The organism is Streptomyces sp. NBC_00102, assembly GCF_026343115.1.
Classification (GTDB): domain Bacteria; phylum Actinomycetota; class Actinomycetes; order Streptomycetales; family Streptomycetaceae; genus Streptomyces.
The window spans coordinates 3,571,686-3,591,964 of sequence record NZ_JAPEMC010000001.1 but is presented as its reverse complement, the minus strand read 5'-3'; the positions used below and the strand labels follow the sequence as shown (position 1 = coordinate 3,591,964).

At 71.5% G+C, this 20,279-nt stretch carries 17 protein-coding genes; 6 read left to right on the top strand and 11 right to left on the bottom strand.

Annotated features, from left to right (window positions below; all coding sequences use genetic code 11):
* Nucleotides 1-447: 447 nt before the first annotated feature.
* The 5 genes from OHA55_RS16000 to OHA55_RS15980 all read right to left on the bottom strand — a co-directional run bounded on the left by OHA55_RS16000 (nucleotide 448) and on the right by OHA55_RS15980 (nucleotide 7,339).
* Complete coding sequence (locus OHA55_RS16000; protein ID WP_266706825.1) at nucleotides 448-786, bottom strand: HNH endonuclease; 339 nt, start codon at nucleotides 784-786, stop codon at nucleotides 448-450.
* Nucleotides 787-1,576: 790 nt separating this feature from the next.
* Entirely contained in the window at nucleotides 1,577-3,346 is a 1,770-nt protein-coding gene (locus tag OHA55_RS15995; protein ID WP_266706823.1) for a recombinase family protein, read from the bottom strand.
* A 169-nt stretch (nucleotides 3,347-3,515) separates the two neighbouring features.
* A complete protein-coding gene (locus tag OHA55_RS15990) occupies nucleotides 3,516-4,313 on the bottom strand; it encodes a peptidoglycan recognition protein (RefSeq protein ID WP_266706821.1) in 798 nt (265 codons plus the stop codon).
* A gap of 174 nt (nucleotides 4,314-4,487) precedes the next feature.
* Nucleotides 4,488-5,720 carry a cation:proton antiporter gene (locus OHA55_RS15985; RefSeq protein ID WP_266706819.1) on the bottom strand — a complete coding sequence of 411 codons (1,233 nt, stop codon included), beginning with the start codon at nucleotides 5,718-5,720 and terminating at the stop codon, nucleotides 4,488-4,490.
* Nucleotides 5,721-5,815: 95 nt separating this feature from the next.
* Nucleotides 5,816-7,339, bottom strand: a complete 1,524-nt coding sequence (locus OHA55_RS15980; RefSeq protein WP_266706817.1) for an alpha/beta hydrolase — start codon at nucleotides 7,337-7,339, stop codon at nucleotides 5,816-5,818.
* 290 nt (nucleotides 7,340-7,629) lie between these two features.
* Here OHA55_RS15980 and OHA55_RS15975 point away from each other — a divergent pair, with 290 nt between their 5' ends.
* Nucleotides 7,630-9,909, top strand: coding sequence for an MMPL family transporter (locus tag OHA55_RS15975; RefSeq protein WP_266706815.1), 2,280 nt, complete (start codon nucleotides 7,630-7,632; stop codon nucleotides 9,907-9,909).
* A 90-nt stretch (nucleotides 9,910-9,999) separates the two neighbouring features.
* Here the strand turns inward: OHA55_RS15975 and OHA55_RS15970 are convergent, their stop codons facing one another.
* The 3 genes from OHA55_RS15970 to OHA55_RS15960 all read right to left on the bottom strand — a co-directional run bounded on the left by OHA55_RS15970 (nucleotide 10,000) and on the right by OHA55_RS15960 (nucleotide 12,743).
* Nucleotides 10,000-11,592, bottom strand: a complete 1,593-nt coding sequence (locus OHA55_RS15970) for a DEAD/DEAH box helicase (protein WP_266706813.1) — start codon at nucleotides 11,590-11,592, stop codon at nucleotides 10,000-10,002.
* A 278-nt stretch (nucleotides 11,593-11,870) separates the two neighbouring features.
* A complete protein-coding gene (locus OHA55_RS15965) occupies nucleotides 11,871-12,074 on the bottom strand; it encodes a cold-shock protein (protein ID WP_266706811.1) in 204 nt (67 codons plus the stop codon).
* A 279-nt stretch (nucleotides 12,075-12,353) separates the two neighbouring features.
* A complete protein-coding gene (locus tag OHA55_RS15960) occupies nucleotides 12,354-12,743 on the bottom strand; it encodes a MerR family transcriptional regulator (RefSeq protein ID WP_266706809.1) in 390 nt (129 codons plus the stop codon).
* A gap of 564 nt (nucleotides 12,744-13,307) precedes the next feature.
* Between OHA55_RS15960 and OHA55_RS15955 the strand changes: the two genes are divergently transcribed.
* Both OHA55_RS15955 and OHA55_RS15950 read left to right on the top strand, forming a co-directional pair.
* Nucleotides 13,308-13,625 carry a hypothetical protein gene (locus tag OHA55_RS15955; RefSeq protein ID WP_266706807.1) on the top strand — a complete coding sequence of 106 codons (318 nt, stop codon included), beginning with the start codon at nucleotides 13,308-13,310 and terminating at the stop codon, nucleotides 13,623-13,625.
* A 90-nt stretch (nucleotides 13,626-13,715) separates the two neighbouring features.
* The gene (locus OHA55_RS15950) at nucleotides 13,716-14,570 is read left to right on the top strand and encodes a GNAT family N-acetyltransferase (protein ID WP_266706805.1); all 855 of its coding nucleotides are present in this window, start codon (nucleotides 13,716-13,718) and stop codon (nucleotides 14,568-14,570) included.
* 8 nt (nucleotides 14,571-14,578) lie between these two features.
* Here the strand turns inward: OHA55_RS15950 and OHA55_RS15945 are convergent, their stop codons facing one another.
* Nucleotides 14,579-16,390 carry a SpoIIE family protein phosphatase gene (locus OHA55_RS15945; RefSeq protein ID WP_266710701.1) on the bottom strand — a complete coding sequence of 604 codons (1,812 nt, stop codon included), beginning with the start codon at nucleotides 16,388-16,390 and terminating at the stop codon, nucleotides 14,579-14,581.
* A gap of 247 nt (nucleotides 16,391-16,637) precedes the next feature.
* Nucleotides 16,638-17,369, bottom strand: coding sequence for an alpha/beta hydrolase (locus OHA55_RS15940; protein WP_266706803.1), 732 nt, complete (start codon nucleotides 17,367-17,369; stop codon nucleotides 16,638-16,640).
* A 135-nt stretch (nucleotides 17,370-17,504) separates the two neighbouring features.
* On the opposite strand from OHA55_RS15940, the gene OHA55_RS15935 reads away from it, so the two are divergent.
* The gene (locus tag OHA55_RS15935) at nucleotides 17,505-17,990 is read left to right on the top strand and encodes a peroxiredoxin (RefSeq protein ID WP_266706801.1); all 486 of its coding nucleotides are present in this window, start codon (nucleotides 17,505-17,507) and stop codon (nucleotides 17,988-17,990) included.
* Nucleotides 17,991-18,048: 58 nt separating this feature from the next.
* Here the strand turns inward: OHA55_RS15935 and sigJ are convergent, their stop codons facing one another.
* Complete coding sequence (sigJ, locus tag OHA55_RS15930; protein ID WP_266706799.1) at nucleotides 18,049-18,948, bottom strand: RNA polymerase sigma factor SigJ; 900 nt, start codon at nucleotides 18,946-18,948, stop codon at nucleotides 18,049-18,051.
* Nucleotides 18,949-19,052: 104 nt separating this feature from the next.
* Here sigJ and OHA55_RS15925 point away from each other — a divergent pair, with 104 nt between their 5' ends.
* On the top strand, nucleotides 19,053-19,415 hold the full coding sequence (locus OHA55_RS15925) for a hypothetical protein (protein ID WP_266706797.1): 363 nt from the start codon (nucleotides 19,053-19,055) through the stop codon (nucleotides 19,413-19,415).
* A gap of 280 nt (nucleotides 19,416-19,695) precedes the next feature.
* The gene (locus OHA55_RS15920; RefSeq protein ID WP_266706795.1) at nucleotides 19,696-20,220 is read left to right on the top strand and encodes an NfeD family protein; all 525 of its coding nucleotides are present in this window, start codon (nucleotides 19,696-19,698) and stop codon (nucleotides 20,218-20,220) included.
* Nucleotides 20,221-20,279 lie beyond the last annotated feature (59 nt).

Here is a 20,279-nt window from a genome sequence, read left to right as displayed (position 1 = left end):
CTGGTATCACGGGTTATCACGGCCAGAGACCGGGTTGCACAGGTTTCACGACTGAAGCGCTTTCGCAGCCGCGCCGGCGCAGATGGAATGTGCGCATGACGAAAACATCACCCAGTCAGCCTGCATTCGAACTCCGGTGTGGCGGACTGCACTTGACTCTCCAGCGCGCCCCCCGACTACACACCCCTAGGTGGCTGGTCGCCGCACTCACCACGGCCACGGGAAGCGGACTCGCAGCGTGGCTCACGTCGCGGTGAGCAAGGTCCGCCACCGCAGCACTCGCCGCGTAGTACGCGTCCATGGCGGTACGCGCCGTGCGCAACTGGTCGGGGCTGAGCGTGAACAGTTCGTCCACCTGCACCCGGCCCCGAAAACGAGCAGCCGGAACCCCTTGGGCATCGGGCCCGTGGGCAACGGCATGTTGCTCATCAGTTCGCCCAAGCTCCGTCACGCGGCAGCCCCGAACTCCGTTGCAGTCTTGAGCTGGTGGCAGCCGTGGCACAAGATCTGAACGTTCGCGTCGGTGTCGTCACCGCCGAGGGCGAGCGGCTTCACGTGGTCCACGTCGACCGCGGACGCGGGAAACGTCTCGGTGCACCAGTCGCACCACGCCGAACCACGTTCGTCCACCCGTCGCCGGAGCCGTCCCGCGCCGTCTCCGTGGTCCGCCCGTCGCTGGCTCCGGGTACGGCGGGCACGGACACTGCTGCGTCCCTCGTACGCCCCGTGGTGAGCCTCGCAGCGGCCCCGATGGGTCGCGGGCTCGGTGCAATCGATACAGCGCATGTGTGCTCCCTGGGGTGTCGCCCTGGCCGTCGTTGTTGCGTGCCCGCCCCGAGACTCGAACTCGGGAACTCTGCCGATTGGGTACGGCGCACCTCTGCCGTTGGGTCAGCGGGCTTGTGCGTCCCTCACCGGCTCGAAGCCGGTCCGGACGGGTGGGGGATCACACGGGCTTGCAACCCTGTTCGGCGACCCGAGGGCCGGTTACTGGTGGGCGGTGTGATCCCCCGCGCTCTGCCTCACGACCACTGCGGCCACCCCGATCGGGGGTGCGTGCTGCACGGGCAGAGCATTAAGGAGAGAGACAGGCACTCGGTCCGCCCACGGTCGGTGGAGCGGGGGGCGCGGTAGTCCTGGACTCTCTTCCGGAAGTAGTAGGGACGGAAGGTTTCCCGCACCCCCGGTGCGTTCTTCCCGACTGCCCTGCTTGCTTCCGAGAGGAGTAGGGACGGAGGGTTTCCCGCCGGTCGGGCCCTCGGTGGTGCAGTGACGACCGGTGCCACTGTTCAGCTTCTTACTATTTTTTCTATGTGTTTCTAAAAAACAGGTAGAACCGTCACTCCACCACTCTCTACCCCGCTGGTCGGCAGTCCGGCCGGCTGGCCCTCGGCAGGGACAGGCAAGGGCGCGCACCAGTGCCGCCGTGTGCGGGCAGCGAAAAGCCCCGGCGGTCGGGTGAACTGCCGGGGCTGTGCGGAGCGGCCGTACTCCATTCCAGGCCAAGCCTGTGAGGCACCGCGCCTACCCCGCACACTCCATGTTGGTGCGGGGCAGTGCGCAGTTTATCCGGGCGCTACGCGGCGACCAGTTCGCGGACGGGCTCGGCAGCCTTGGCGGGCTCGACCAGGCGCACGCTCGCACCTGGGGTCGGGGAGTCTCCGCGCACTTCGGACGCAAGCTCGGCTGCCTCTCCCGCGAGGGCTTCCGCTGCGGGGTCCAGTTCTCCGCGCATGGTGAAATCCACGCGGCGAGTGTCGAGCTTGCGCCACCCACCACGGACACCGCGCCGCACGTCGAGACGCACCCCCGCTTCAATGAGCATGGCTCGCCGGCCTGCCGTGTCTGCGCCTGCCCACTCGTCGGCGAACGTGCGGCCCGTGCTGGTAACGATGCGCTGCGGTTCGCGCTTTTCGCTGTTCTCCAACATGCCGATGCGTGCGTCCAATGCGTCCGCCCGTTCCTGCCACGCAGCGGCAGCGTGCCGGGACTTTTGCCGCCCCTTCTGTTCCTGGTGCTCGTTGAACTCGGCGAGGGTGGCCAGTAGCTCGGGCTCCGGGTCGTACCCGGGGATTTCGACAACGTGCGTCGTCTGGATCGGGCCGGCGACCCGCAGGAACTCGGCTTCAACGTAGTCGTCTGCCCAGCACGCCCGGATGTTTGCGGGCAGTGCGCACACGTCGCCCCGTGAGTGACTGTTGCACTTGTAGAACGGGTTCACGCTCGCGCCGTTCTTGGTGGGCTTGGACAGGTACATGCGGCCCCCGCAAGAGTCGCAATGGATCACGCGCAACAGCAGCGCGTCCGTGTCCTTACGGTCTCCGTTGTCGATGCTGCGGGAGTTGAGCAACGCGCCGATGCGGTCGAACTCCTCGCGGGTCATGACGGGGTTTTCCGCCGCCATGATCGGGTTGCCCTCGGCGTCGCGCACGGGGCGGCCCTTGTGCATCTTCCATCCGAGCATGGTTTCGTTGCGGAGCATGCGGCCGATGACGGCGGGGGTCCACTTGAACACGTCGCGCACGACGTGTGTCCCCTTGGCCCCGCCGGTCTTCCCGCCCTTTTCGCGCTTCATCTTCACGGCCCAGTGATCGCGCGGGCTCGGGATGCTGTCTCGGTTGAGACCGGCAGCCACCGCAGAGAGGGTCGCCCCCTTCTTCTCCAGCAGCTCACGGACGACGCGTTCAATGACCTTTACGGCGTCCGGGTCCGGCACCAGCGTCCAGCCGATACCGCCGTGTTCCGTGGGCATGGGGGCGGGCATGTAGCCGTACGGCGGACGCCCACCGCCACGCCACCGCAGCGGCATCCGGCGGATGGCTGCCATGGCTCCGGTAACGCGGTCTTTGATGCTCTGTGACTCCACTTGTGCCGCAAAGGCGAGCATCATCATTTGGAACTCGGCCATGGGGTCCATGGGGTTCCGGAAGTCGAAAACCAGCTTGCCCCCGCCGATGCCCTCGGCGAACACCAACATCTTCCGGTGTTCGCGGGCCCACTTTGCGAGTTCGTGCATGTGTGCCATGGACCGGATGGCACGGTCAAAGCGCCACCAGACAAGGGCGTCGTAGTCGTCGGGTCGGGCGAGCCACTGTCCGAGGGCGGGGCGGTCGAACGGTCCGAACGCGCTCGCGCTCACGTCAAGATCTACGGCTTCGCGGAGCGCGTCTCCGGACCCAAAGCCGATGTTGAGTTCTGCCGCGACGCGGTCATCGGCTTCGCGCTGCCGCTCGGGGCTGGTGGTCTCGTCGGTCAGGACGGACAGGCGCACGCACCGCACACCCCGAAGGGTCTGCGTTTCGTAGACCGTGCCCGAGAGGGGGTTCCGGGGGGTACTGGTCGTCATCCCCTCGGTAGGGACGGAAGCGTTCCCGCTACTCGGCTTGACCAGGACCGATGCCACCATGCCGACACTCCAGAACCGCTAGAACGGAGTGTTGGGAGATCCGGAGGGCAACGAGTTCTGCGTCGAGCGGAGTGCGGCGGAGCGCGCCGGGGGCTGAAGGGCCGTTCCCTCAGCGGCGCTTGGCCTGCTTCCGTGCTTGCGCCTCGGCCGGGAGCAGGTCCGCGCTGCCGCTGACCGCCTCGCGCAGTTCGGCGGTCTTCTCGCGGATCTCGGGGAGCTTGGCGTAGAGCGCGTCGCCGGGGCAGTCGGTGCCGTAGCTGTCGCGGTGGCCCGAGATGACGTGCAGGTCGGCGGAGTTGCCCTTGGGGTAGAGGCTCTCGCTGTTGGTGGAGACGAGGACGACCTCGCCGCGCGGATCGGTGCCGGGGCGCAGCTTCCAGGCGGCGATGCGCTCGATGGCGTCGAGCATGGGCTGCGGTACGGGTGTGTCCGGGTCGGTGAAGGTGCCGAGGGCGGCTATGCCGACGGTGTCCGCGTTGAAGCCCTTGGTGTGGGCGCCGCGCACCGAGCGGGTGACTCCGCCGGCGCGGCCTTCGTAGATGGTGCCGCAGCGGTCGACGACGAAGTTGTAGCCGATGTCGTCCCAGCCCTCGTCGTTGACGTGGTCGGACTGGACGGCCCGCAGCATCTCGGGGGCGTCGTCGCAGTCGTATCGGTTGCCGTTGTTCGTGTGGTGGATGAAGACGGCCCGGGCGGGGCCGGTGTACACCGCCTTCTCCTTCACGATCGATTCGTCGGCGTGCCAGTCGGCGCGGCTGACGATCCTGGGTTCGGCGGGCACCCGTATCCGTTCCGGGGCGACGGCGGCGGCGCGTTCGGGCGGGGCATGCCCGGCGGGGCCGTCCTTGAGTATCAGGAAGGCCAGCGTCAGGAATACGGCTCCTACGGCCAGTCGGCGGGACCACATGAGGTCCACCCTGCGTCGGCCCGCCGGAGTTCGCAGGAGGGCCGGGCAACCGGGTGAAGTCCGGCGACGGAACCGGCCCCACCGCGATGACCTGCACAGTTGTACGGGGCAAGCAACCGCGGGGCCCGTCCGCCGGGGTCCTGGCGGGGTCCCGCCGGGACCATAACCGCGCCCTCACCATGCCTCGCCGCCCCGGTCCGCCCGGGCGCCCCCGGCCCCGGCCCCGGCCTCCGGACCTGCGCTGCGGGCCAGCAGCCAGGGCGCCAGCAGCGGGAACACCAGGACGGACACCATCGACGCGCCGACCAGGGCCGCCCCCTCCCCGGAGCCGATCACCTTCTCGTCGAGCCCGATGGTGGTGATGGCGACGACGAGCGGCAGGCAGGTGGCCGCGTACAGGGCGAGCGCCCCGCGTTCCGCACGGGTGGACAGGTCGCGCGGGGCGAGCAGGAGTACCGGGCCGCCGCGCACCAGCAGGAAGAGGACCAGGAAGGCGGGGAGCAGGGCGAGCGGACGTCCGCCGTCCAGCAGGGCCCTCAGATCGAAGTCGATGCCGGTGACGACGTAGAAGAACGGCACGAGGAATCCGAAGCCGATGGCTTCGACCTTGGAGAGGATCACCTCGCTGCTCTCGGGCACCGAGCCCTGCAGGACGAGCCGGGTGAGCAGGCCCGCGGCGAAGGCACCGAGGAGGGTGTCCAGGCCGAAGAGCTCGGAGAGGCCCAGCATCGCGGCGAGCAGCAGCATCACGAAGCGCACCGCGAACTGGGCGCTGCTGTGCAGGGTCGCGGCCACGATCCGGCCGAACCAGCGCGGCCGGGGCCGGGACGCCCACCAGACGGCGCCGGCCGTCAGCACGGCGAAGACGGCCAGCACGGCGCTCGACGCTCCGGGGCTGCGCCCGCTGAACAGCAGGGCCATCGCGATGATCGGGCCGAATTCACCGACCGCGCAGAACGCGGTGACCACCGTCCCGAACCGGCCTTCCAGCCGCCCCGAGTCCCGCAGGATCGGCAGTACGGCACCGAGCGCGGTACTGGTGAGCGCGGTGCCGATGACCAGGCTCCGGGCCAGGTCGCCGCCGTTGACGGCGAGGGAGACGCCCAGTCCGAGGGCGAGCGAGATCAGCCAGGCGCCGCCCGCCCGCCGCATGACCGGGACGCCGACCTCCCCGAACCGGATCTCGTACCCGGCCAGGAAGATCAGCATCGACAGGCCCAGGTCGGAGAGGGCGTCGATGACCTGGTCGTGGTGGGCCCAGTCGAGGACGTCCGGGCCGATCAGGATGCCCAGCAGGATCTCGAAGATCACAACGGGTACGGAGAGCAGCCGCGAGGCGGAGGCGGTGAGCAGGGGCGCCAGGGCGGCCATCGCCATGATCAGGATGAGGGTGCCGGGATTGTCCACCGTTCGCATCCTGCAAGAGGCCGCCGCCCGCGCCGGGGACGGACACGCCCCCGGCGCGTTCCTCCGGGTCGTCCCGTCCGCCTCGGCCCGCTCGCTCAGTCCGGGCAGTACGTGTCCCGCGCCGGGCGCCGTCCCGTGGTGAGGAAGGTGCTCACGGTCCGGTCGCCGCACGCGTTGCCGTTGGCCAGGTACATCCCGTGGCCGCCGTGGTCGACGGTGACCATGCGGGCCTTCGCGCCCAGCGCGGCGCGCATCCGCAGGGCACCGCTGTACGGGGTGGCGGGATCGCGGAGGCTCTGGATCATCAGGATGTCCGAGGGGCCGTCGTCGGTGATCGCGACCGGCTCCTCGGCCGGCGGGTCCTGCCAGAACGAACAGGGCGTGATGTTGGCCGGCATCCCGGCGGTCAGCGGGTACCGCTCCCGGTCGGCGGCGACCTCTTCCCGGTACGCGGCGACGTCGGCGGGCCAGCGCACGTCGTTGCAGATCACGGCGACCATCAGCGCCGCGTCCTGGTCCGGCAGCGGATGCACCAGCTCCGGCGGCAGCACGGGCAGTGCCTCCGGGTCCTGCGCGGACCGCACGAGGGCGGCGAATCCGGCGAACGCGCCGTCGGAGTACAGGGCGTTCTGCAACGCCTGGCGCAGGCCGTTCCCGGTCAGGGGCGCGTCCGGGACGCTCGATTCCCTGGGGGCCCGGTCGAGCCGGGCGGCAAGGTCCAGGATCAGTGGCTCGACGTCCTCGGGGCGCTGGGCCAGCCGCAGCCCGTCCACCTCACGAGCCGGGTCGGACGCCCAGGCCGCGAAGTCGGGGAAGCGGTCGGCGGCCCCGCGCGCCATGTTCGCCAGCCAGCCCCGCTCGACGCGTTCCGGATCGGGATCTCCGCTGCTGTCGAGCACCAGCCGGTCGATCCGTCCGGGGTACGCCTGCGCGTACCGGGCGCCGATGTACGTCCCGTACGAGACGCCCCACGCCGAGACGGTCCGCTCTCCGAGGGCCTGCCGGAACCGGTCCAGGTCACGGACCTGGTTGGCGCTGGTGAAGCTGCGGAGCACCGCACCGCCGTCGCGCGCGCACGCTTCGGCGGTCCGCCGGGACCGTGCGAGGTTCTCGTCGATCGAGCCGTCGGCCGAGGGCCAGGACCGCAGGGCCGTGAGCATGCGGTCCTCCTCGGCGAGCCCGCAGCCGGCTTTCGTGGAGCCGCCGACCCCACGCGGGTCCAGGGCGACCAGGTCGTACCGGCCGTCCGTCGACTCCCGCAGTGCCGCGCCCTTCTGCGTCAGCCGCTGGACGCCCGAGCTGCCGGGTCCGCCGGGGATCACGACCAGCGTGCCCCGTCGGGCGGCGGACCGGTCGGTGCGCAACCGGGTGACGGCCAGCGTGAGCGAGGACCCGTCCGGGTGGGCGTAGTCCAGCGGTACGGGAAGGTCCGCGCACTCCTGTCCGGCGAGGCCACCGGTGCAGGGACGCCACTCCAGGACCGGGGCGGCGGGCACGGACCCGGTTCCGCTCCCGGGCGCGGCGGCACGGGCCATCGGGGCCGCGGCGCAGGCCAGGGTCAGCGCGACGGCGGTGGCGGAGAACGCGGAGATCAGGGCTTTTCTTCGGTAAGCAGCCATAGGAGAAGGGTGGTTGACGAACCACCACGAGCCCATGCGGCAGCCGGGAGGAACGGGGTGGGGACAGCCCCCGCCGACAGGCCCCACCGACACCCCCTGCCGACAGGCCCCCACTGACACCCCCTCCCCGCAGGCCCGCCGAAACGCCTGCCGACGGGCCCCGCCCCGCACACCGCCCGCGCACGCCCGTTCGGACGACCCCGGATGCCACCTCCACCGAACGCTCCTTGACTGACGCCACCAGGTCTCCGCCCGTACGGACACCCGCCAGAAGGCCACCGGGAGGTCCCATGCCGTCGTCACCGGCCCCGCAGGCCGTCCCGCCGCCGCGCCGCGAGGGAGGGCCGCAGCATCCCACCGGCGGGCTGCGCCGCCTGGGCGCGTGGTGCGCCCGGCACTTCGTGATCGTGCTGGTGGCCTGGGTGGTGGCGCTCGCGGGGCTCCAGGCGCTCGTCCACGCGTACGGCGGTGACTACTCCGACGACTTCTCGCTCCCCGGTACGCAGTCCCAGGACGGGCTGGACGTCCTCAAGGCGCACGCGCCGTCCGCCGGCGGGTACAGCAGCCAGATCGTGCTGCACGACGCGGACAAGCCCCTCACCGACTTCTCCGACCAGGTCTCCTCGACGGTCGGCAGTCTCCAGAAACTCCCCGACGTGCTCTCCGCCCAGAACCCGCTGCCGCCGCCCGGTACCTCCCCCACCCCGCCACCCACCGGTACGCCGAACACCGGGCCGCTCTCCACGGACGGGAAGACGGCGTACATCACGGTCCGTTTCAGCGTGCAGCCCTCGACGCTCGGTTCGGACTATCTGCACGGTGTGGACCAGGCGGTGCAGCCGCTGCGTTCGGCCGGGGTGCAGGTGGAGTACGGGGGTCCGCTCGGGGAACTGGCGCGCCCCGAGGCCGACGACCGCACCAGTGAGGCGATCGGGTTCGGCGTGGCGATCCTCGTCCTCCTGATCGGCTTCGGCAGCCTGCTCGCCGCGCTCCTCCCGCTGGTCACGGCGTTGTTCTGCGCGGTGTGCGGGCTGGCGCTGCTGGGGCTGCTGGCGTCCGCGTGGACGTTCGCGACGGTGTCGCCGACGCTCGCCACGATGATCGGCATCGGCGTCGGCATCGACTACGCGCTCTTCCTGGTGACCCGGCACCGGCAGAACCTCATGGACGGGCAGGACCCGCCCACCGCCGCCGGGAACGCCGCCGCGACCAGCGGGCGCGCGGTGCTGCTCTCCGGCTGCACGGTGATCATCGCGCTGTCCGGGCTCTGGGTCTCCGGCATCGGCTTCATCGGGAAGCTGGGTCTCGCGGCGGCGGTCACCGTGGTCACCGCGGTGATCGGCGCGCTGACCCTGGTACCCGCCCTGCTCGGGCTGATCGGCCGGCACATCGACCGGGTCCGGGTACGCAGGCCGATCGCCGAGACGGACGCGGCGCCGGGCGAGAGCGCGCACGGCGGCTGGCACCGGTACGCGGAGCGGGTGGAGCGGCGGCCGTGGTGGTTCCTGGTCGGCGGGGTGGTGGTGCTGGCGGTGCTGGCCTTCCCGCTGTTCTTCATCCAGTTGGGGCACATCGGCGACGGCGCCGACCCGAAGTCGTTCACCGACCGGCGGGCGTACGACCTGATGTCGTCCGCCTTCGGACCCGGCTCCAACGGCCCGCTGACCCTGGTGATCGACCAGAGCGACGTGCCGCAGGCGGACCGGGACGCGCTCTCCTCGCAGGCGCAGAAGGCCCTCACCGGGGTGACCGACGCCGCGAAGATCACGCAGCTCACCGCCACCTCGGACGGGGACGTGCTGACCGCGACCGCGTACTCCGTCGCCGCCCCGCAGGACGAACGGACCACCGCCCTCACCAACGACCTGACCGACACCGTCCTGCCGAAGGCCGTGGAGGGCTACAAGGCGCAGACGTACGTCACCGGCACCACCGCCGCCCAGGTCGACTTCCTCGACATCGTCTCCAGCAGGCTGCCACTGATCATCCTGGTCGTGGTGGGGCTCGCCTTCCTGGTGATCCTGGTCGTCTTCCGGGGACTGCTCGTCGCGGTGAAGGCGGCGGTCCTCAACGTGCTCTCGATCGCCGCCTCGTACGGGGTCGTGGTCGCCGTCTTCCAGTGGGGCTGGGGCGGTCCGGCGCTCGGTGTGTCCGGGGACGTGCCCATCGAGAGCTACGTCCCGATGATGATGTTCGCGATCGTCTTCGGGCTGAGCATGGACTACGAGATCTTCCTGCTCTCCCGCATCCACGAGGCCTGGCTGCGCACCGGCGACCCCCGGAGGAGCGTGGCGCACGCGCTGGAGATCACCGCCCGGGTCATCACCTGCGCGGCGCTGATCATGGTGAGCGTCTTCGCGGCGTTCCTGATCAGCGACAACATCGTGGTGAAGATGCTGGGCCTGGGCCTCGCCGCCAGCGTGCTCATCGACGCGACGGTCGTACGGCTACTGCTGGTGCCGGCCGTGATGACGCTGCTGGGCCGGGCCGCCTGGTGGACACCCCGGTGGCTGGACCGCCTGCTGCCGCACCTGGACGCCGAGGGCACGGCCCCCGCCCGGAGGAGCTGACGGCGGTAGGTACGACAGCGCCCCCGCCCACCGGTCGCGAAGACGGGGGACGGGGGCGCTGTCCTGCTGTACGGGTCAGGTGGTGTCCGGCTACGCGGCGCGGTTGGCGCGGCGCACCGCGGCGGCGGCGCGCGCCTCGGGCGTCGGCAGGTCGGTGCGGCGGCTGCGGCCGGAGCCCGAGCGGGCGCCACCGGTGCCGGTGCCCCGGCCGCGGCCCATGAAGGCACCGCCTCGGGACTTGCCGGAGGACTTCGGGCGCTCGGACGGCGGGCTGCTGATGACGACCGGGACGCCGGACGGGGTCCGGGCGCCGGTGATCCGGCTCAGCTCGGCCTCGCCGGACCGGACCTGGGCGATCTGCGGGGTGATGCCCGCGTCCTGCATCAGGCGGGTCATCTCGCGGCGCTGGTTGGGCAGCACCAGCGTGACGACGCTGCCGGACTCACCGGCGCGCGCGGTACGGCCGCCGCGGTGCAGGTAGTCCTTGTGGTCGCTCGGCGGGTCGACGTTCACGACGAGGTCGAGGTTGTCGACGTGGATGCCGCGCGCCGCGACGTTGGTGGCGACCAGCACGGTGACGTGCCCGGTCTTGAAGCGGTCCAGGGTGCGGGTGCGCTGCGGCTGCGACTTGCCGCCGTGCAGCGCGGCGGCCCGGACACCGCTGGCCAGCAGGTGGTCGGTGAGCCGGTCCACGGCGTGCTTGGTGTCCAGGAACATGATCACGCGGCCCTCGCGGGCGGCGATCTCCGTCGTGGTGGCGTACTTGTCGGCGCCCTGCACGTAGAGCACGTGGTGCTCCATGGTGGTGACGGCACCGGCGGCCGGGTCCACGGAGTGCACGACCGGGTCGTGCAGGTACCGGCGGACCAGCAGGTCGACGTTCTTGTCGAGGGTGGCCGAGAAGAGCATCCGCTGCCCCTCCTGGTTCACCTGGTCGAGCAGCTCGGTGACCTGCGGCATGAAGCCCATGTCGGCCATCTGGTCGGCCTCGTCGAGCACCGTGATGGTGACCCGGTCCAGCTTGCAGTCGCCGCGCTCGATGAGGTCCTTCAGCCGGCCCGGCGTGGCGACGACGACTTCGGCGCCCCCGCGCAGCGCGCTGGCCTGCCGGCCGATCGACATGCCGCCGACGACCGTGGCGAGCCGCAGCTTCAGCGACCGGGCGTACGGGGTGAGCGCGTCGGTCACCTGCTGCGCCAGCTCACGGGTGGGCACGAGGACCAGGGCGAGCGGCCGGCGGGCGTCCGCGCGGCGGCCTTCGGTACGGGCCAGCAGGGCGAGGCCGAAGGCCAGCGTCTTGCCGGAACCGGTACGGCCGCGGCCGAGGACGTCGCGTCCGGCGAGCGAGTTGGGGAGGGTGGCCGCCTGGATCGGGAACGGCACGGTGACGCCCTCGGCGACCAGGGTCGCCTTCAGGGGCGCGGGCAGCTCCATCGCGTCGAAGGTCTCGACCGCCGGGAGGCCCGGGTTGATCGTGACGGGCAGGGCGAACTCGCTCTTGCCCGCGGGCCTACGGCTGCCCTGGCCGCCGGAGCGGCGCGGTCCGCCGCCGGAGCCGCCGGGACGGCCGCCTCCGGAATACCGGGGGCCACCGCCGAAGCCGGAGCCACCGGAGGAGCCGGAACCACCGGATCGGGTGCGGGAAAACCTGTCGTTCGAGCGGGGCGTGCGATCGCGGTTCATGGAGAACCTTTCCTCGATGGGCACGTATCGAGGGATTCTCTGTGAAGAGCGACGACCGAAAGGGCGCCCAGAATCGCAAGAACGAGCCGATGAACGGGACAAATACGGAAACAGGAGAACCGGGAGCGGAACTACTGTGGAAAAACGGGAAACGCAGGATGAACGGGCGAAAAAGAAATCCGGCCCAGGGACATCATCCCGCACGGCCGGAAACGCCAACGAGCCGGGGCCCGCACCCCAAGGTGCGGGCCCCAGCTGCGTGGAACGTCTGCGCGAGATCAGGCAGGAGTGATGTTCTCGGCCTGCGGGCCCTTCTGGCCCTGGGTGATGTCGAAGTTCACCTTCTGGCCCTCCTGCAGCTCGCGGAAGCCCTGGGCGGCGATGTTCGAGTAGTGGGCGAAGACGTCAGCGCCGCCACCGTCCTGCTCGATGAAGCCGAAGCCCTTTTCCGAGTTGAACCACTTCACGGTTCCAGTAGCCATGTCAGTCTCCTTGGGGGCATAACCCGCAGATACGCACTGTGCGCATCCAACGTCGCCGTGATGATTACCCCGTCCGGGATGAATACCGGAAATACAAAACCGCACCCACCGGTGTACGACCGGCAAGAGCGCGTGAAGTTCTTGGGAACCACAACTGCAACTTCATCAACCGTAGCACGATGCAAGCAAAAGAGGGCGGTACGTAATTACGCTCCGCCCGGGGCGTCATAAATCCTCCTCGCGCATTGTCCGTAAATCTGCTTCCACGGGGGGAGATATTCAGGACTCGCCGGGACCTCTCGCCCCTTCGGACGCGCCCGCTCCGCCGGACCCGTCGGAACGCCGGCCGGTCCGGCCCGCGCGCAGCTCCTCGTTGAGGCGGAGCGCTTCTTCGAGCTGGTCCTCCAGGATCACGATCCGGCAGGCCGCCTCCACCGGTGTCCCGCTGTCCACGAGCTCGCGGGCGCGGGCCGCGATGCGGAGCTGATAGCGGGAGTAGCGGCGGTGGCCCCCCTCGGACCGCAGGGGCGTGATCAGCCGGGCGTCTCCCAGGGCCCGCAGGAACGCGGGGGTCGCGCCGATCATCTCGGCGGCCCTCCCCATCGTGTACGCGGGGTAGTCGTCGTCGTCCAGCCGGTCGACGACGTGCTGTATGGCTTCCGGGGGCATAGCACCTCTTCCGGGACCACACGGGGGGCCGGGAGGGCGGCCTGTCCGCTCCCCGGGGACGCCTGCGAGTCCCAGAACACTTGTGTCCAGATCAGTCACCTCTATCGTAGCCGCGACAGTTTTTCCCGTCTCGTGGAGCGAGGCTTTCTCCGCCTTCCGCGCGCCCCCGCACGTATCCCATGGGGCGCCCGGGGTTACTCGCGCAACCACCTCCCACCTGCCCGCCCGCTCCGCAGGTGCACACCGGACGACCGATCGGACGGTCGAACTTGGCTGACCTACCAGTCAGTTGTCGCCGGACGCGGGGCGGGCCATAATGCACGTGTAGCCCTTCACGCATCCCCCGTCGTGAAGGGCTACGTCATGTTCCGGCCCCGAACCAGGCCCGGAACAGCGCGACTTGACGGGTAACCGGACGGCCGTGCGGCACGGGGCGCCGTGCGGGCGGTCCGGCGGACGCGGGGCTGCGTTTGCGGGGCGCCCGCAAGGCCGGTTACGTGGAACGCGTACGAGTCCGGGCCGCGCGCACGGGTCCGGCCGGTGCCGTCAGGAGGGACCCCGCAGATGTCCAAAAAGAAGTCCCACAAGGCCCCGAAGAACGCGAAACACGGCAAGCACGGGAAGGCCGCCGGCTTCGACGAGGGCTCCGGGGAGCCGGGGACGGCCGCGTCGGCGGGTCCCTCCACGGCGCGCCTGCTCCTCAAGGTCGGCACCAGCGGCCTCGCCATCTTCCGCGGGGTCAAGCGGATCCGCCGCCACACGGGGGCGGACAAGCTGCTCGCCGCCGACGCCGTCGCGGGTCTGCTGCCGGTGATCACCGCCGCCGCCATCGTGGTGCGCCAGCTGCGGCGTAAACCGCAGTCCGCGCAGGCCACTCCTTAGGGCAGTTTCCGGGGGCGGGTCGGGCCCTCGGGGGCCGGAATCCGGGGAAACCGGCCCGCCGCCCCCTCCCGGCCGGGGTACGACTGGTCCGTGTCCACCTTCGAGATCACCACCGCCAGCGCCGACGACATGCCCCTCCTGGCCGCCTGGGCCCACGAGGAGGGCTGGAACCCGGGGCTCGCCGACGAGGGCCCCTTCTTCACCGCCGACCCCAGCGGCTTCCTCATCGGCCGGCTCGACGGGGAGCCCGTCACCTCCGTGTCGGTCGTCCGCTACGGCACCGGCTACGCCTTCCTCGGCTTCTACCTCACCCGTCCCCAGCTGCGCGGACAGGGCTACGGCCTGCGCACCTGGCGGGCGGGCACGGCGCGCCTGAGCGGGCGCACCATCGGGCTCGACGGCGTGCCCGACCAGCAGGCCAACTACCGCAGGTCGGGGTTTCGTACGGAGTGGAGCAACGCGCGGTTCGAGGGCTTCCCGGCGGCCGGTGCGGTGCTGCCGCCGGGGCTGCGGCTGGCCGACGCCCGTTCGGTGCCCTTCGACCGGCTGGCCGCCTACGACCGGCGGTTCTTTCCGGCTCCGCGCGAGGCGTTCCTCGCCGCGTGGATCACCGCGCCGCGCCGGACGGCGCTGGCGGTGGTGCGGGAGGAGGACGGTGCGGTCGAGGGGTTCGGGGTGGTGCGGGCCTGCCGCGCCGCCTCCCGGGTGGGGCCGTTGTACGCGGGTTCCCCGGACGTGGCGGCGGCGCTGCTCGGTGCCCTCGCGGCGGCCGCACCGGGGGCACCGGTGGCGGTGGACGTGCCCGACATCAACCCGATGGGGGTGCGGCTCGCGGAGCAGTTGGGGCTGAAGCCGTCGTTCGGGACGGCCCGGATGTACGCGGGGCCGGTACCGGAGTTCGACCGGGCCGGGGTGTACGGCCTCACCAGCCTGGAGCTGGGCTGAGGGGGCGATCAGGGGGGTGAGGGGGTGGGGCCGGTCTCCGGGCCGCTGTCGCCGAGGAGGCGTGGTCCGGTGGCGGGGCGGGGGCCGTCGACGAGTTTCGGGCCGGTCGGGCGGAAGTGCCGCCGGGTCCTGGTGGTCTGGCCGGTCGTGGTCTCGCCCGTCCACCGGCCGAAGCCGACGTCCTCGCGGATGCGTGAGGCGAGGACGGCGATGTCGTCGTCGGCGCCCTCCCCGAACCGGTCGATCGCCTCGTCCAGCAGGTCTTCCAGGTCGCCGCTCCTGGGCATGGTCAGGGTGGAGAGGCGCCGTACGGAGACGTCGATGTCCTCGCCCCGGCGTTCCACCAGCCCGTCCGTGTACATGAAGAGGACGGTTCCGGGGCCGCAGGGCACCGTCTCGGTGCGGTAGCCGCCGAAGCCCATGCCGAGCGGGGGACCGGGCTTCACGGGCACCACCCGCGAGTGGTCGGCGCCCGGGTCGATGAAGACGGGCGGCAGGTGTCCGGCGCTCGCCACCTCGCACATCCCGGCGAAGCGGTCGACCACGGCGAGCAGGCAGGTGGCGGCCCGGTCGAGGCCGGATCGCTGCACCATGCGGTCGAGTTGCTCCAGGATGCGGTGCGGGGGCAGGTCCTCGCCGGCCAGCAGCCGCAGCAGCGAGCGGTAGTGGCTCATGGCCACCGCCGCTTCCACGCCGTGCCCCATGACGTCGCCCATCGCCTTGAGGTGGCGCCCGTCGCGCAGCGGTACGACGTCGAACCAGTCACCGCCCACCACCGCGCCCCGGTCAGCGGGGAGATAGCGGGTGGCGACCTCCACGTGCGGGTGGGCGCCGCGGGGTTCGGAGAGCAGGGACGCCTGGAGCTCGCGGGCGATGGTGTGTTCGCGGGCGTAACGGCGGGCGTGGTCGAGGTCGGTGGCGGCGCGGTGGGCGAGTTCTCCGGCGACGAGCACGTCCTCGGCGTCGAAGGGCGGCGACTGTTCCGAGCGGACCAGGCTGAGCGCCCCGAGGGAGACCCCGCGGACCACCAGCGGGACGACGAGGGCGGTGCGCAGGCCGGAGGCGCGGTAGGCGGCGAGCAGTTCGTCGGTGGCGCCGGAGCGGCCGAACTCGTTCTCGTCGCCGAGGTCCATGACGACGGGTTCGTTGGCCGCCAGGCAGCGGGCGACGACCGCGTCCTCGGCGTAGTCGATGTACTCCCCCGCGTTGTTGAAGGCCGCGGCCCCCTCCTGGTAGCCGTGGGCCGCGGCGAATCCGGCGCGCCGCATCCGCAGGATGCCCGGCGGGGCCTGGCGGACGCTGTGCCCGACCTCGGGCGGGAAGACCTCCACCGCGGCGAAGTCGGCGAGGGAGGGCACCACGAACCGGGCGAGTTCCTCGCAGGTGGTGTCCATGTCGAGGGTGGTCCCGATGTTGACGGCGGCGGTGGCGAGGAGGGCGAGGTGCCTGCGGGCGCGTTCCAGCTCCCGGCCCTCGCTCTTGACCTCGCTCATCTCCAGCAGGATGACGACCACCCCGACCGGCACGCCGTCCTGCTCCAGCCGGTGGTAGGCGGCCTGCCAGTAGCGCTCCTCGTGGCGGGAGACCCCCCAGGACTGGCCCTGGGTCGTGGAGAGCCGGGGCGTTCCGTCGCGGAGCACCAGTTGCATGACGTGGTCGCGGGCGTTGAGCTGCGGCAGCACCTCCTGGACGGTGCGGCCGAGGTGGGCGGCGGCGGGGATGCCGTTGAACCCTTCGAGGGCCGGGTTCACGTAGACGTACCGCAGCCGGGTGTCGAAAGCGGCGATCCCGGCGGGGGAACCGTCGGCGAAGTCGGCCACGGCTTCGAGGTCGATGGGCGGGACGGGGTCGCCGGCCGCGAAGCCGAGGAGTCCCGGCTCCTCCGGGACCTGCGGCTCCCGCGGCTCCCGCGGCGCGGCGGACGGTGGCACGGACGGCGGTCGCTCGTCGGATCTGCCCTCCACCGGAATCTCCCGCCGTCGTCGCCCGCGCGCTCGCTCGTGACCTGCCGGATGTCCATCCTCTGCCGCTCCCGGGGCCCCCGCATCCGCAGACGGGGCGCCGCGCTCAGCGTGCGGGGAGTCCGTCGAGGTCCAGCGTCCCGGCGGTGGCCTCCGCGGTCACGGGGAGCCGCAGGATCTCGTCGACCGGCCAGGGGACGGGGGCCAGCCCGAGCAGTCCGGTGACCAGCGCGGTCGTGGTGCGGTGCCAGGTGGCGGCGCGGCGGATCATCGCGTGGTCGCTGCCCCGGACGGTGATCAGGCAGGTACGGGCGCCGGCGCGGCGGGCGCGGGTGACGAGCGACTGGGTGGCCTGCGGGCTGGTGACCCGGTCGCGGGTGCTGTGCAGCAGGATCACGTCACGGCCGGAGAGCTGGGTGACGGGGTCGCCGGGCGGGCACCAGGGCGCGAGGCCGACGACCCCGCGCACCAGCGGGTGGCCTCCGGCGCGCAGGGCGGCGCGGGCGCCCATGGAGTGGCCGAGCAGGATCACCGGCAGGTCGTCCCCGGCCTCGTCCTGGAGCTCGTCCAGGGCCTGCACCGCGTCGTGGAAGGCGTCGTCCCGGTCGCCGTTCCATCCCCGGTGTCCGTACCGCACGCGGCGCACCAGCACAGGGCCGGTCGCGTCGGAGCGCTGTGATCCGGTGGCCCGTTCTCCGGTGGCCTTGGCGAGGGAGCGGATGAACGGGAACATCCGCAGACCGGGGAGGTTGAGCAGGCCGGGCGGTGGCGGCTCGGTCCCCCGGGCCCGGCCGCCGTGCAGGACGAGCACCGCTGCCGAGGGCATCTGCGGGGCCACGCACACCTCCTGGGGTCGTGGGACGGTTCGCCCTTACGAGGAGCATGCTCGTGCGGAGCACGTGGGCACATTCTCGTAGGAACCCCCGCGCGGCGTGTTTCTCGCCGCGAACATTCCCCGAACGAAGGAGACATCATGGCATCAGGCCCTCAGATCGGCACTCCGGCGCCGGAGTTCACCCTCCAGGGTGGAGCGCTCATCGGTGAGGAGTTCGTGCGCCGCGACTACTTCCGCGACAGTGCGCCGGGGCGCGCGCTGATCCTGGCGTTCTACCCCGGTGACAACACCACCGTCTGCACCCGGCAGCTCTGCTCGTACTCCTCGGGCCTGGAGGTCTTCGAGGGGCTCGGCGCGGACGTCTGGGGAATCAGTCCACAGGGTGTGGACAGTCACGAGAACTTCGCCCGGGTGCGGGGGCTGCGGATGCCGCTGCTGGCCGACCCGGACCGGGCGGTGGCCCGGAAGTACGGGGTGGCCGCGCCCGGGATCGGGGTGCGCCGGTCGGTGTTCCTCATCGGTCCGGACGGTGTGCTGCGGTGGAAGCACGTGGCGCTGGTCGGCGCGACCTTCCAGTCCGTCGACACGCTGGCCGAGCAGCTCGCCGCGATCGAGACCGCCTGACCGCGACGAGCCGCAGGACCGTCCGACCGAGGGTGCCCGACGGCAGGCCGGGCGCCCCTCAGGTCTCGTCCAGCCAGGGCCGCAGCTTCTCCGGGTTACGGACCACCCACAGACGGGTGACACGCCCTGCGGCGATGTCGAGCGACGCGACCGTCAGCACGGTGCCGCCGCTCCGGGCCACCAGGCCCGGGGCCCCGTTGACCCGGCGTTCCAGGAGTTCGAGCCCGGGAGCACGGTCGGCGATGGCGGCCATGTAGGCGGCGATGCGCGCGCCGCCCTCGACGGGGCGCAGGACGGCGCTCGCCAGACCGCCGCCGTCGGCGGTGAGTACGGCGGCGGGGTCGAGGAGGTCGACGAGGGCCGCGATGTTCCGTGCCTCCCACGCCTTCTTGACCTGCCGCACCACGTCGTCCCGGCCGGCCGCCGACACCGGCGGGCGTTCCTCGCGCAGCCGCCGCCGCCCGGAGGCCGCGAGCTGCTTGCAGGCGCCCGGGGTGCGGCCGAGGACGTCGGCGATCTCGGCGAACGGATAACGGAACACGTCGTGCAGTACGAACGCCACCCGCGCGGCCGGGGTCATCGACTCCAGGACGACGAGGAAGGCCATGGTCACCGACTCGTCCAGGACCATCAGGTCGGCGGGGTCGGTGGCGCCGTCGCGGCCGCCTGCGGCGCGGTCGGGCAGCGGGTCGGGCAACCAGGAACCGGTGTACCTCTCGCGGCGGGACCGCGCGGAGCCGAGCACGTCCAGGCAGATCCGGCCGGTCACGGTCGTCAGCCAGGCGCCGGGGACGGCGATCTCTTCCCGCCGGGCGCGCGGCAGCGCGTACCAGCGGGTGTACGCCTCCTGCACGGCGTCCTCGGCCTCGGCGAGCGAACCGAGCAACCGATAGCCGATGTTGAGGAGTTGGCCCCGCTCCCCGGCCACGTCCCCGGTAGCCGTACCCGCCCCGACCATCCCGGCCGCCTCCCTCGCCTTACCTTCTCGCGGCCCATCTCGTCGGACGGTTACGACCTTATCGACACGACTGCCCTCCGGGGCGGAAAAGGGGGACCGTGGCCATGACCACCCAGGCGGCGGCAGTGCACCGTTTCTCGTTCCTGCGGGTCGCGATAGCCCTGCAGACCCTGACCATATTTCTCCAAGCAGTCTCCGCGGGGCTGCTGTTGACCGCTTCCTACGGGGAGACGCTGCACAGCGTCGGCGCGCGGGTGATGTACGGGGCGTCGATGCTGTACGTCCTCGCGGCGGTGCTGGCGTGGAAGCCGGGCGGCGGTCCGGTCCGGCCGGTCTGGCAGGCGACCGGGTTCCTGGTGCTCGCGTCGGTGCAGGTCGTGCTCGGTATCGCGCACGTGCCGTCGGTCCATCTCCCGCTCGGAGTGCTGATGTTCGGCCTGAGCCTGCTGGCGCTGGTCAAGCGCTGACAGCCGTACGGGGCGAGGCGTGCGCGGAACCGATCGCGCGGAGGGGTTCGTCCCTCTCTTCGGCTGGGCAGTTTCCCGGCATCGAGACCGCTCGAAGACTGCCGGTTCCCGGCAGTGACGGTGGGCCCCGGGCCGTGAGACGCTCCGCTCGATTCGCCGCGGAGCTGGGCCGGGGGGCCCGTGAAGCTCAATGGTTTTTCGTCCGGACCGGGCTCGGTCGGGGAGCGGGGCCTCGTCCGGCCCGGCCTGAGCCGGACGAGGGACCTCTAGGGGGTACGAAGTGACGCTTCTCCTCGCACTGGGTGCGGCGGGACTCGCCCTGCTCGCTCTGTCGTTGCTCTTCGACGGCATCCTGGAGGGGATCTTCGGAGGACTCTTCGGAGGGCTGCTGGGCGGGCTCTTCGACGGCCTGCTCTCGCTGCCGGTGATCGCAGGTTTCCTCTCGATGCTCGGCTTCGGCGGAGCGATCGTGGAGGGGACCACCGGGGCGGGACTGGCCGTGGCCCTCGCGAGCGGGGGGCTCGCGGGGCTCGTCGCGGCCTGGCTGACCTGGAAGTTCAGCCGTTCTCTGATGCAGGACCGGACGGACCCCACCCCGCGCGGCGACGACCTGATCGGTACCACCGGTTCCGTCGTCACCGCGATCCCGGCGAACGGATACGGCGAGGTGCTGCTGCGCCACGCCGGACACACCGTGAAGTACGCGGCGAAGAGCGCCGCACCCGTCGCGATGGGCACCGAGATCTGGGTGGAGGCCACCTTGTCCTCCACCTCGGTCAACGTCCGCCCGGTCGAACGCCCGTAACACATACAGCTGTTGAGAACTCCGCTGCCCGAACGGGCAGCGGGCCAGGGGGCATCACC